This is a genomic window from Fusibacter fontis, assembly GCF_055378735.1.
Map to the genome: position 1 here is coordinate 2,881,536 of NZ_AP042445.1, position 12,674 is coordinate 2,894,209.

At 38.1% G+C, this 12,674-nt stretch carries 15 protein-coding genes; 14 read left to right on the forward strand and 1 reads right to left on the reverse strand.

The features are described from left to right. The first annotated feature begins 34 nt into the window (after positions 1–34). The 10 genes from ACZ41W_RS12925 to ACZ41W_RS12970 all read left to right on the forward strand — a co-directional run bounded on the left by ACZ41W_RS12925 (position 35) and on the right by ACZ41W_RS12970 (position 8,890). Positions 35–574: a helix-turn-helix domain-containing protein gene (locus ACZ41W_RS12925; RefSeq protein ID WP_464312398.1), complete on the forward strand. Its 540-nt coding sequence runs from the start codon at positions 35–37 to the stop codon at positions 572–574. A 15-nt stretch (positions 575–589) separates the two neighbouring features. After that, positions 590–1,630, forward strand: a complete 1,041-nt coding sequence (potA, locus tag ACZ41W_RS12930; RefSeq protein WP_464312399.1) for a spermidine/putrescine ABC transporter ATP-binding protein — start codon at positions 590–592, stop codon at positions 1,628–1,630. Between the two features lies 1 nt (position 1,631). After that, positions 1,632–2,468 (forward strand): ABC transporter permease, encoded by an 837-nt coding sequence (locus ACZ41W_RS12935; protein ID WP_464312400.1) that lies wholly within the window; start codon positions 1,632–1,634, stop codon positions 2,466–2,468. Next, positions 2,462–3,235 (forward strand): ABC transporter permease, encoded by a 774-nt coding sequence (locus ACZ41W_RS12940; protein WP_464312401.1) that lies wholly within the window; start codon positions 2,462–2,464, stop codon positions 3,233–3,235. Before ACZ41W_RS12935 ends, ACZ41W_RS12940 begins: the two co-directional genes overlap by 7 nt. A 59-nt stretch (positions 3,236–3,294) precedes the next feature. Then, positions 3,295–4,341, forward strand: coding sequence for an ABC transporter substrate-binding protein (locus ACZ41W_RS12945; RefSeq protein ID WP_464312402.1), 1,047 nt, complete (start codon positions 3,295–3,297; stop codon positions 4,339–4,341). Positions 4,342–4,422: 81 nt separating this feature from the next. Then, a complete protein-coding gene (locus ACZ41W_RS12950; RefSeq protein WP_464312403.1) occupies positions 4,423–5,247 on the forward strand; it encodes a bifunctional 5,10-methylenetetrahydrofolate dehydrogenase/5,10-methenyltetrahydrofolate cyclohydrolase in 825 nt (274 codons plus the stop codon). Between the two features lies 1 nt (position 5,248). Further along, positions 5,249–6,886, forward strand: a complete 1,638-nt coding sequence (locus ACZ41W_RS12955; RefSeq protein ID WP_464312404.1) for an RCC1 domain-containing protein — start codon at positions 5,249–5,251, stop codon at positions 6,884–6,886. 89 nt (positions 6,887–6,975) lie between these two features. After that, on the forward strand, positions 6,976–7,320 hold the full coding sequence (locus ACZ41W_RS12960; protein ID WP_464312405.1) for a PilZ domain-containing protein: 345 nt from the start codon (positions 6,976–6,978) through the stop codon (positions 7,318–7,320). A 37-nt stretch (positions 7,321–7,357) separates the two neighbouring features. Further along, positions 7,358–8,389, forward strand: coding sequence for a dual-specificity RNA methyltransferase RlmN (gene rlmN / locus ACZ41W_RS12965; protein WP_464312406.1), 1,032 nt, complete (start codon positions 7,358–7,360; stop codon positions 8,387–8,389). Between the two features lie 93 nt (positions 8,390–8,482). Then, positions 8,483–8,890 carry a hypothetical protein gene (locus tag ACZ41W_RS12970; protein ID WP_464312407.1) on the forward strand — a complete coding sequence of 136 codons (408 nt, stop codon included), beginning with the start codon at positions 8,483–8,485 and terminating at the stop codon, positions 8,888–8,890. Positions 8,891–9,071: 181 nt separating this feature from the next. Here the strand turns inward: ACZ41W_RS12970 and ACZ41W_RS12975 are convergent, their stop codons facing one another. Further along, a complete protein-coding gene (locus ACZ41W_RS12975) occupies positions 9,072–9,311 on the reverse strand; it encodes a hypothetical protein (RefSeq protein WP_464312408.1) in 240 nt (79 codons plus the stop codon). A gap of 190 nt (positions 9,312–9,501) precedes the next feature. Here ACZ41W_RS12975 and ACZ41W_RS12980 point away from each other — a divergent pair, with 190 nt between their 5' ends. The 4 genes from ACZ41W_RS12980 (at position 9,502) to ACZ41W_RS12995 (ending at position 12,673) form a co-directional block, all read left to right on the forward strand. Further along, a complete protein-coding gene (locus tag ACZ41W_RS12980) occupies positions 9,502–9,945 on the forward strand; it encodes a universal stress protein (RefSeq protein ID WP_464312409.1) in 444 nt (147 codons plus the stop codon). 237 nt (positions 9,946–10,182) lie between these two features. Next, complete coding sequence (gene mnmL, locus ACZ41W_RS12985) at positions 10,183–11,130, forward strand: tRNA modification radical SAM protein MnmL/YtqA (protein ID WP_464312410.1); 948 nt, start codon at positions 10,183–10,185, stop codon at positions 11,128–11,130. Further along, positions 11,127–11,948 (forward strand): GTP diphosphokinase, encoded by an 822-nt coding sequence (yjbM, locus tag ACZ41W_RS12990; RefSeq protein WP_464312411.1) that lies wholly within the window; start codon positions 11,127–11,129, stop codon positions 11,946–11,948. Before mnmL ends, yjbM begins: the two co-directional genes overlap by 4 nt. Then, the gene (locus tag ACZ41W_RS12995) at positions 11,945–12,673 is read left to right on the forward strand and encodes a tRNA 2-thiocytidine biosynthesis TtcA family protein (RefSeq protein WP_464312412.1); all 729 of its coding nucleotides are present in this window, start codon (positions 11,945–11,947) and stop codon (positions 12,671–12,673) included. Before yjbM ends, ACZ41W_RS12995 begins: the two co-directional genes overlap by 4 nt. Position 12,674: the final 1 nt, after the last annotated feature.

A 12,674-nucleotide genomic window follows, 5' to 3' on the forward strand; every position in this document is an offset into this window, starting at 1 on the left:
TAATGATAGTAAACACAAAAAAGGAGCAATGGTTGTGCAAATAGGTGAAAAAATAAAACGGCTAAGACTTGAAAACAACCTTACCCAAGAAGAACTTGCAGATCGCTGTGAGCTTTCCAAAGGATTTATATCGCAACTTGAAAGAGATATGACGTCTCCTTCCATTGCGAGTTTGGTCGATATATTAGAAAGTTTAGGAACGAATTTACAAGCATTTTTTAGTGAGTCTGTTGAAGAGAAAATCGTCTTTAAAACAGAAGATTTTTTTGAAAAAGAAAACGAAGAATTAGGCTATAAATTAGAGTGGATTATTCCTAATGCGCAAAAGAATATGATGGAACCCATTTTGTTGACGTTAGCACCTAACGGTTCATATGAAGCACATGAACCGCATGAAGGTGAAGAGTTCGGATACGTCATGTCAGGATCTGTTGTCATTCAGCTTGGCAGTAAGAAATACGTCGCAAAAACGGGTGATACGTTCTATTATAAGGCAAATAAAGGACATGAAATCATCAATAAAGGGAAGAGAGAAGCGATGCTTCTCTTAGTTGGGACCCCCCCAAATTTCTAATTTTTGGAGGCAATAGTGAGTGATAAAATTGTAAAAGGATTGAATATTACCAAAGAATTTGGTGGTGTACCAGTAGTTAAAAATATTGATTTTTGGGTTAAAAAGAACCAGTTTTTAACCATTCTTGGACCAAGTGGATGTGGAAAAACAACGACACTTCGTATGATTGCAGGCTTTGAAACGCCTACATCAGGTTCTTTATTTTTTGAAGGAAAAGACATCACACATTTACCACCGTATCAAAGGCAAATCAATACGGTGTTCCAAAAATATGCATTATTTCCACATATGAATGTCTATGAAAACATCGCTTTTGGACTTCATATTAAGAAAATTAACGAAAAAGAAATTGAGAAAAAAGTGGCAAAGATGCTTGAACTCGTTAACCTTAAGGGATTCGAGAAAAGAAGTGTTCACTCGTTATCAGGTGGACAACAACAGAGAATCGCCATTGCACGCGCACTTGTCAATGAACCTAAAGTGCTTTTGTTAGATGAACCACTGGGTGCACTCGATTTAAAACTTCGAAAAGAAATGCAAATTGAACTGAAAAATATGCAAAGAGAGCTTGGAATTACCTTTGTCTATGTAACACATGACCAAGAAGAAGCACTCACGATGTCCGATAAAATTATTATTATGAATCAAGGCGAAATTCAACAAATTGGTTCTCCAACAGATATCTATAACGAACCTGAAAATGCATTTGTGGCAGACTTCATTGGAGAAAGCAATATTTTTGATGGCGTTATGATTGAAGATTTACGCGTATCGTTTGCTGGAAAAGAATTTGTCTGTGTCGATAAAGGCTTTGGAAACAACACGCCAATTGACGTCGTAATCCGACCAGAAGATGTTCGGCTGGTTGCACCAAGTGAATGCTGTTTAACGGGTGTGGTTAAATCCGTTGTATTTAAAGGCGTTCACTATGAAATGCTCATTAAAGAGCAAGATCGCGAGTGGATGGTACACAGTACAACGATGGAACCAGAAGGAAAAGAAGTGGGCATTCTCATTACGCCAGATGATATCCATATTATGAGTAAGGAGGGCTAAGATGATCAAAAAGCTTTCATCGGGGCCTTACCTTGTTTGGATGCTGATGTTCATCATCGTTCCAATTCTCATGGTCTTGGCTTTTAGTTTTGCAGCTCCTGGAACTGATGGAGAGTTACAATTTTCATTTGACAACTTCAAACGTTCAGTCGAACCGATCTACTTAATGGTTCTTGGACGTTCAGTTAAAATTGCCATAGAAGCGACAGTTATTTGTCTTTTAATTGGATATCCGATGGCGATGATTCTGTCAAAGATGAATCCTAAATATCGTACAATTGCGATTATGCTGTTTGTCGTGCCAATGTGGATGAACTTCTTATTAAGAACGTATGCATGGATGACGATTCTTGGAAAAAACGGTGTATTAAATGGCATCTTGCACTTTTTAGGATTACCGACGATGACCTTCCTTTATTCTGAAGGTGCAGTGCTTCTTGGTATGGTGTACAACTTCTTACCATTTATGGTATTGCCTATTTATACGGTCTTAACAAAGATGGACAAGCATTTGATTGAAGCAGCAGAAGACTTGGGTGGAAATAAAAAGACTGTTTTTATGAAAGTCGTTTTGCCTCTATCACTTCCAGGTGTTTTTTCTGGGGTTTCAATGGTATTTATGCCAGCGGTCAGTACGTTTGTCATCTCTAACTTACTTTATGGCGGTCAGTATATGCTCATCGGTAACCTCATTGAACAACAGTTCCTTGTGGTACATGACTGGCATTTTGGATCGGCGATTGCCATGATCTTGATGGCACTGATTTTACTTTCTATGGCGATTATGAATCGCGTGGGTGGTCAAAAACCTGAAGAAAGAGGTGTCAATCTATGGTAGGCAAATTTACAAAAAGACTCTATACACTATTAATCTTTGGATTTTTGTATGCACCTATTGTCGTACTTGTGGTTTTTTCATTTAACGACTCAAAGTCTACGGCAAAATGGAAAGGGTTTACCTTTGAATGGTATGAGAAACTCTTTCAAAACGATTATCTGATGAAATCGCTTTACTATACGGTGATTGTTGCTTTTATCGCGGCAATTATCGCGACGATTATCGGAACATTTGCAGCATTTGGCATCTTCTATATGAAGAGCTGGAAACAGAATTTAGTGCTCAATGTGAACTCGATTCCCATCCTCAATCCGGATATCGTAACAGGGATCTCGCTGATGACGCTTTTTGTTGCACTTCAAATTGAGCTTGGACTTGTGACCATGATTATTGCACATGTGACATTTTGTATTCCGTACGTCATATTGTCAGTTCTACCAAAATTTAAACAAATGCCAAACGAGATGCTTGAAGCAGCACTGGATCTTGGTGCAACCCCTTGGTATGCCTTTAGAAAAGTCATTTACCCAGAGATTAAACCGGGGATCGTTACTGGCGCTCTCATTGCCTTTACCCTTTCGATTGATGATTTCGTCGTGAGTTTTTTCAATACTGGAAATGGTGTCAGCAACCTTTCCATTGCCATCTATTCAACGGCACGTCGAGGCATTAAACCTGAAATTAACGCATTATCAACTTTGATGTTTTTAACGGTATTGATATTATTATTGATATTAAATAAACGTACCAACATTGAGGAACTATAAATTACGAACTAGATCGATACGAATACAGATGTAATCGACTAGAGAGAAGGGAGAATGATATGAAAAAATTCGGTAAATTAGTCGCTGTCATCCTACTTGTAGCAATGGTGCTACCACTTTCATCTGGTTGTCATAACAGTGATAAAATCGTTCTCAATGTATACAACTGGGGCGATTACATTGATGAAGATATTTTTGATACATTTGAAGAAGAAACGGGTATTGAAATCAATTATGAAACCTATGCAACAAACGAAGAAATGTATACAAAGATTAAAAATGGCGGTACAAAATATGACATTGCCATTCCATCTGACTATATGATAGAAAAAATGATTAAGGAAAACATGCTGGAAGAAATTGATTTAACAAAAGTTCCGAACTATGCCAATATCCAAGATCGTTTTAAAAACTTAGCATTTGATCCAGAAAACAAGTATTCTGTTCCTTATTTCTGGGGAACTGTAGGGATCATTTACAATACCAAATTGATCAAAGAACCAGTTGATTCGTGGGATGTTCTTTGGGATGAACAGTATAAAGGTCAGTTTACAATGGTAGATTCTCAAAGAGATTCCATCATGGTTGCCCTTAAAAAACTTGGATATTCCATGAATACACGTGATCCTAAGGAACTTGAAGAAGCAAAACAACTCCTTATCAAACAAAAACCACTTGTGCTTGCGTATGTTGGAGATAACGTAAAAGATATGCTGATCAACGAAGAGACTGCTATGGCTGTTGTTTGGTCGGGTGAAGCGAGTACAGTGATTCAAGAGTATGACTATTTTGAGTACGCGCTTCCTAAAGAAGGATCCAATATGTGGTTTGATAACATCGTCATTCCAAAAGGATCTAAAAATATTGAAGCGGCACACAAATTTATCGACTTCCTTTGCAGAGGAGATATCGGTTTTAAAAATGCAGATTATGTAGGGTATGCAACTTGTAACACTGAGACGATGAAAGAGCTTGATCCATCGTTAATGGGCACAACTTATGCGTATCCAGATGAAGCGCTTTTAGAGAACTTTGAGATTTTCGTTGATCCAGGTGATTTTATAACAGAATATGACAGAATCTGGACAGAAATTAAAGCAAAATAGCACATGTTCAACCCTAACTTCAAAGAAGCCCATTTTTAATGGGCTTTTTCGTTATATCAAGTCCTACAGAAGGAGACGGAAATGATCATTGACGGCAGAGAAATTGCAAAAAAAGTAAAAGAGAGAGCAAAACTGAGATGCTCGGATTGCATGCGGGCACCGAAAGCTGTGGCCGTTATGCTAGGGGACAATCCCTCTTCGGAATCGTATCTTCGAATGCTTGAAAAGACCCTTTACAGCGTTAAATTTGATTATGAGTTGATTCGCTTAGACGAAACCATCTCGGAGTCAGAACTCCTTAAGGTGATTGAAGGTCTGAATCAAAATCCTTCTGTAGATGGTATTTTAGTTCAAATGCCACTTCCAGAGCATATCAGCGAAGGAAAAGTCATCATGGCCATTCAACCTGAAAAGGATTTAGACGGATTTCATCCGATGAATGCAGGAAAACTTTTTAAAGGCGAGAAAGCAACAAGGCCGTGTACACCGCTGGCTGTTATGACCATCTTTAAAGAGCTTGAAATTGATCTTGAAGGCAAGTATATTGTCGTTATTGGGAGAAGCAATATCGTCGGAAAACCGCTCGCTGTTATGTTGATGCATAACAATGCAACCGTGACAATTTGCCATTCTAAAACAGTGGATATTGAAGAACATACACGAAAAGCAGATATCATCATCGTCGCAGTTGGAATTCCCAACTTTTTAACCAAGGACATGGTGAGCGAAAAGGCAATTGTCATCGACGTTGGGATGAATGAAGTGGATGGCAATTTAGTGGGAGATGCGGATTTTGAAAATTTAGTGGACTATGTGCATATGATTACACCCGTTCCGGGTGGCGTTGGCCCAGTCACAAATGCAGTATTATTGTTAAACTTAGTCGAACATTTTAAAAGGGGTTAATGTGGAACTATTTGGAATTCTATTCGCAGTGAGCTCGCTCGTTGGAGCAGTAGCATTTTTAGTCAAAGGAAAAGATGAAAAAGAAATTGACGTGTATAGTGATTATCAATTGATCATGGAGGCCGCAGCAGTCTATCGAGAAAATCACGGTGATTATGCGAAAGATATTAAGAAATTAATGCCTTTAATAGAACACGCTGAACAAATGAATTTCAAGCGATACTCCCTTTCATTGGATGGAAAGTTTCTCGTGGTGAGTCAACTCGGTGCAGAAGAAAGTCAAGGTTTGATCAATGAAATTGGCGGTAATTCTTATATTAATGGTAATTATACGTATTTAACATTATTGAGACTCAACGACGTCAGCAAAATAAAACCCGTTGCTTTTTTTACCATGCATCCAAGTTCAGGTTTCACAACGACGACACCGATTTCTTATGATCATAAAGATTGCGTCGTTGAAGACGGTGAAATCGCTGAAGTGAAATGGGAAAATCGCCAAGTGCTTTTTAAAGAACCTGGTTTTTATACGATACGGTTAAAAGTCAAAGACAAAAATGGCAATTGGTCGGATTTTTGTGAAAAAGAAATTCGCGTCGTTGAAGAAAAGGGTATCAGCTCTATCTCCGCTTATGACGGGTCGTATTTTGTCGTATATAACTGTGGAAAAGTGCTCTGCAGAGGTAAAAATGAGTCTGGTCAGCTCGGTATTGGCAGTTTGAACCCGTATACTGAAATGCGATATAACTCGTTGCACGATGGTGTAGCTGAGATTGCATGCGGAGAGGGATTCAATATCTTTTTATTTCACGATGGATCAGTGGGCGCTTCAGGTAACAACCGTCACGGTGAACTCGGTACTGGGGATAAAACTTCTCAGAAGAACATTAAACTGATCTGGGGACTTGAAAATATCGTTCAGATCTCTGCTGGTAAGAATTTTGCTGCTGCACTGGATTCTGAGGGCTATGTATTTGCTTGGGGAGATAATAGTTTCAATCAGCTCATGAGAGATGATATGGCGGATGCGATGCTTCCAGTAAAGATTCAAGGACTTGAAGGCATTAAACAGATTGTTTGTGGCGCAAATTTTGGACTTGCACTTAGGCATGATGGTGTGGTTATGGGTTGGGGAGACAATTCTTATGGTCAACTTGGAGTTGGTCACAAATCGCCGATACTCTATCCGATTGAAACGCTGTATGAAAATGTGAAACACGTCTTTGCAGGGGATAAATTTACTGAAGTTATCACAAATGAAGGCTATGTTTTAGGCGCTGGAAGCAATTCGTTCGGTCAGCTTGGATTTAAAGGAAAAACGGAAGTTCACACGCCGACACGAGTTCCGATTGCGGAAGTGGTCAGTTTAGCGGTAAAAGAGTCCGTCACCATGGCGACGCTCAATAATGGCGTGATTGTCGTATGGGGGAACTTCAATGGACCGGGTTCGCGTCCAATTTTTGATCCAACGCAACTTATAGGAATAGAGAATCCGATAATGGTGGCAAATAACGGAAAAAAATGTTACGTGTTAACTCCACAATATGATTTGTTTATTATAACGGATTTATTGGGTAAATATGAAAAGAAAAAGTATTTTGAAAACATTCACGACTTTAGAGAAGTTGAAGAATCGTAAGAAATAATCGTAAGAAATAATCACGCTTAGCGTGTGATTATCATGTATAATGAAACTATCAATTAATTTTATTTGGATGGAGGCGTACAATGAAAGAGCGCAGACGAAATCACAGAGTATCCTATAATGCAGTGATCAATATTGATCAAGTATACAATCAAGATCAAGTGATTAAAGAGACACAGTCATTTCCTGTAGAAATTGTCGATATTTCGAAAGGTGGCGTGGGCTTTATCGCACAAACAGAACTTCCAATGAACTATTATTTTAACGCTAAATTAGATCTTGGAAATGGCAAACAATTTTATAGCGTATTAAAGATCATTCGCAAGCGGCAAGAAGATGATCAGTTTATCTATGGGTGCGAATTTACGGGCTTAGCAGACGTTCTCTCGTTATATATTGATCAGTTTGAGAAAGAACATATCGAATAGGAAATTTTGAATCGGAATTTTTAGAATAGGAAAAATAATGAAAGACTTACGAAATTTAACCAAAGATCAACTGATTGAGTGGATTGTTCAAAAAGGAGAAAAACCTTTTCGTGGAAAGCAAATGTACGAATGGATTTGTAAAGGCGTTCAGACCATCGATGAGATGACCAATATTCCAGCGTCTTTTCGCGATAAAATCAGAACAGAGGGTCTTTTAGACAATTATCGAATCATCGAGCACCATCAAGCAAAAGATGGCACCATTAAGGCACTAGGGGCATTAGCAGATGGCAACATGGTGGAATCGGTATTTATGACGTATAAACACGGAAACAGTGTTTGCATCTCAACTCAAGTAGGGTGTCGGATGAAATGCTCTTTTTGTGCTTCTACACTTCACGGTGTCGTTCGTAACTTAACAGCCGGTGAATACCTAGGTCAAATTTACGCGCTTCAGAATCTAACGGGAAAACGCGTCAACAACGTCGTATTGATGGGAAGTGGTGAACCACTGGATAACTATCAAGAGACGGTGCGATTTTTGAAAATGGCCACAGATGAAGCGGGTTTGAATTTATCCATCCGAAACATTACGCTCTCTACTTGTGGTATTGTGCCTAAAATCTATGAACTCGCCGATGAAAAACTCGGAATTACGCTGGCGATTTCGCTACACAATCCATTTCAAGAGGAGCGTGTGGAAATTATGCCAGTATCGAAGCAGTATCAGATACAGTCGTTAATACAGGCGGTGGATTATTACATCGAAAAAACGGGTAGACGCGTGACGTTTGAATACGCATTGATTGAAAATATCAACGATACGGATCTTCATGCAGAACAACTCGGCGTCCTCCTTAGGGGAAAACTCGTACATGTGAATCTGATACCGGTTAACGCTGTAGCAGAAAAGGCTTATCGTCCAGCCAACAATGAACGGATACAAGCCTTTAAATCGAAATTGGAAAACAAATATCATATAAACACAACTATTAGACGCGAACTTGGTTCAGATATCAATGCCGCATGTGGTCAACTTCGAAATAGCAAGCTTCAAAAAGACGAATAAAATATTTAAAATATTTTTTAATGTTTTGAAGGAGAAACACTCTTGTATCTAGAATAATACATTAAGGTGTTTTTAAAAAAGGAGGAGATTGAAATGGTTACTTTAATTGCAGGAAAAAAAGGTTCTGGCAAGTCAAAAGATATTGTTAACAGAGCAAATAGCGAAATGCTTGCATCAAAGGGTAATATGATTTTTATCGATGATGACAATCGTGCAATGTATGATTTACATCATGATGTTCGCTTTATTAATTTAAGCGAATTTCCAATCAAAAGTACATGTGAATTCTTGGGATTCGTGTGTGGGCTCATCTCCAATAACTATGATATAGAAAAGATTTTTATAGACGGTATTATGAATACTGTAAAAATGTCTGATGAAGAGCTGAATAGTTGGTTCTCGCGTATTGAAGATCTTTCAAACGCACATAGCATCGACTTTATCGTGACGTTGAACCTCGATTCAGAAGTTCCTGAGAATTTGAAAAAATATATGAATTAACCATACGACTCATGAGGTGTGATGCCTCAACGCCTAAGAAAATAAGATCCTAACGAATCATCGATACGAGCACTGAAATGCCGTATACTAAATGGTTTGCTAGGATCTATTTATTTTTTGGTTTGTAAGATTAGATTTGGGTATCTTCAAGATTGCTGACATCACAGACATTCGTTGAAATCTAGATAAAGCGTTTACCTAAATATTTTTTGATGGTTTCTTGATCAGTGAAATTGTCGATGAGGATCTCAGTATCTGTTTCTTCAAAGTAAATGACGATTTCTGTATCTTCGGTTTTAAAAACTTTAGCAACAGTCTCTTCATTGATTGTACGAATTTTATTTTTGTGGTGTTTGATCTTTTCATGTTCTTTGATGAACATTGAGCCAGTTAAACCAATCACTTTGGTATAGCGGTTCATATTTTCTTTCCTCCATGTGTTTCATGTTCTACTTTCTAATGATCTTACCCTATTATACATGAGGAATTGGTCGAAGTCATCATGGACCGATGATAAAAGTTTACGAATTGTGTAGAATTATTTAATTTTATTTTGGAGTGAATTTGCTATAATAAACATGAGTGCAGAGAAATCTGGAAGGAGATTTGAAATGAAGCACAAGAAAATTATGGTCTGTGTGACGCAACAAAAATCGTGTGAACGGTTGATTGAGTACGGTGTCAATCTCGTCAGAAGTGAAGCTGATGAACTTCACGTCATCCACGTCGTTAAAGAGAACTGGAAGTATTTTGGACAGCTAGAGGAAAAGGATGCATTAGATTATTTGTTTGAAGTTTCAAAATCTAAACATGCAGCACTAACGGTAGTCAAAGCAAAAGATATCGAAAAAACACTCTCTGAATTTGCTGAAAAAAACAAAATTACAGATATTATCATGGGAGAATCATTAGAACATAGTGAGCAACAAAATATGATTCGAAGACTCCAGATGAATACGAAAATTCCTGTTAAATTCTTCATTGTACCGCTTAATTTTACGGATGATGTATGCGATAACTTAAGCGAGATCGCATTAGAAAAAGAACGTGTTTAAAGCATCGTACCATGTAAAGCACCGTGTTATATCATGTAAGTGAATCGTATGCCTTTCTTATGAAAACAGCATTTGGCTGATTTTGTAAGCAGAGGCATATTTTTTGTGTGGAGTTTTTGCGTGGAAGTCAGTGAAAATAGACCGGACGAGACGGGCTAAAATTGAATAAAAGTTCATTTTAGGCTGAATTTATGATAAAATAGGCATATATGCATACGTGAAAAGAGGATAGAACCATTGGCACATTATCAAAAATACAGTGAAGCACTGATTCGCAAATATGGCGAAAAAGTATATAAAATTCCCATTAACTTGCCGATTACGTGCCCAAACCGGGACGGTAGAATCGGTACCGGAGGATGTGTTTTCTGTGGCGAGGTAGGTGCAGGATTTGAAGCACAATGTGCATCGCTATCCATTCGAGAACAGCTCGAAAACAACATTCGCATCATCGGAGACAAGTATCACGCCAATCTGTATATTGCCTATTTTCAAAATTATACCAACACGTATATGCCCATTGAACAGTTTCGGAAAGTCGTGGAAGAAGCGTGTATCGAAGGTGTTGTGGGGCTTAGTATTTCCACGCGTCCTGACTGTGTCTCGCTTGCGCATTTGGAAATTTTAAAAGAGATTCAAGAAAACAAACAGGTTACCATAGAGATTGAGTTAGGACTTCAAAGTATTAACATCAATACATTAAAAAAAATCAATCGAGGTCATGGACTCGCTGATTTTATCGATGCGGTTTTAAAGATCAAACCTTTTGGTTTTTCAATCTGTACGCATCTCATTGGAAATTTACCATGGGATACGGAAGACGATCTGTACGAAGCTGCCAAACTACTCAATACATTAAAAATAGAATCTGTTAAGATACATTCATTATATATTTTAAAAGATACCGTATTAGGAAATTGGTATCAAAACGGAGAACTCAATTTAATTGATCCCGAAACGTATATCCAACGCGTCATTACATTCTTAAGAATGCTTCATCCAGATACTGTTGTACAAAGATTATTTGGACGTGCACCTGAAGAGGTAACGCTTTTTTGTAACTGGGGGATGAGCTGGAGAAAACTTCAAAACATGCTAGAAGATCAAATGACAAAAATGAATGTTCAGCAAGGAGATCTCTATCAACCAGCGAATGAAATCGTCATCATAGGAGGTAATCAATGAATGGTATAAAAGAATGGAAAACGCTCCTCATTCCATATGAGCAAGCAGTGGAGGAGCTTAAAGTTAAATTCAAAGCAATTCGAAATCAATATAGAGAAATGAACGAGTATTCGCCGATAGAATTCGTCATGGGTCGCGTGAAAAAAATCTCGAGTATTATAGAGAAAGCAGAACGCAGAAGTATTCCAATGGAAGACTTAGAAGAACAAATGGAAGATATCGCTGGCATTCGCATCATGTGTCAATTTATCGACGATATTTACGCAGTGGTGGCGCTAATCCGTCAGCGCAGTGGTAAAGACTTTACGGTTTTATATGAAAAGGACTATATTAAAAATCCGAAAGACAGCGGATATAAGAGTTTCCACATGATCATTAAATATCCTGTTCAAACGGCAGTCGGAACAAAAGAAATCCTTGCAGAGCTTCAAATTAGAACACTCGCGATGAATTTCTGGGCGACGATAGAGCATTCCCTCAACTACAAATATAAATCCCATATACCGGATGATATTATTGAGAGACTAAAAAATTCAGCGCTTGCTGCAACAAGACTTGACGAGGAAATGTCAGAAATCAGTCGAGAAGTAGTCAATGCTCAACTTTTGTTTGAAGAAAAATCCAATACGTTTAGAGAGATTATCAACAATATTCAGATTCTCTTCAATCAAGGTAAAGAACGGGAAGCAACTGAGTTTCAAAGACGATTTGACATCATTAAAAATAAAGATGATATTTTTGAATTTGAAGTGCTCCTCACAGAAATTAAGAACGCCATTCCAAGATATCATCAATTTGATAAAGGGCAACTTATATGAATCGATGGATGCAAAGTCTTTTTATAAAAGACATCCGGCGAGCAATTGATCAGTTTCAAATGATTCCGCCGAAAAGCCGCATTTTGGTGGGTGTGTCGGGAGGTAAAGACAGCGCCATACTCTTTCTAGCTTTATCTATATTGAGTCAATATAACATTTACGATTTTGAAGTGGCAGGTTTATTTGTCGACAATGGGTTGATTGATGAAACAGAAGCTTTTATCGAGTTCTGCGAAAGAGAGCGGATGAAGCTGTACATTCACCGTGAACATTATGCCAAAGAACTTTCTCAAACAGCTGAATTTGCACCGTGTTATACGTGTTCACGCATACGAAAAGGGATTATTAAGCGATTTGCCATGGAAAATGGCTTTGATACCATTGCACTGGGACATACGAAAGACGACGAAGTGGAAACATTTCTGATGAATATCCTTCAGCATGGAAGACTCGCGTCAATTGCACCTGTTTCATTTGAGGAAGAATCTCAGATAAAGCTCATTCGGCCGTTGGTTTTTGTTGGAGAAACAACCATTCGAAAGGGCGTCGAACTTTTAGAAATCCCCTTAATGAAAGATCAGTGTACTTTTGCGCATAAACGCTTGAGAAGTCAAGCTCAGGAGTTGATAGAAACAATCGAATTGACAGCGCCAGAGTTTTCGGATAAAGTAATTCAGGCACTACAAAACGTGGATTTAGAACGGTTGTTATTGAAAACAGAATGAC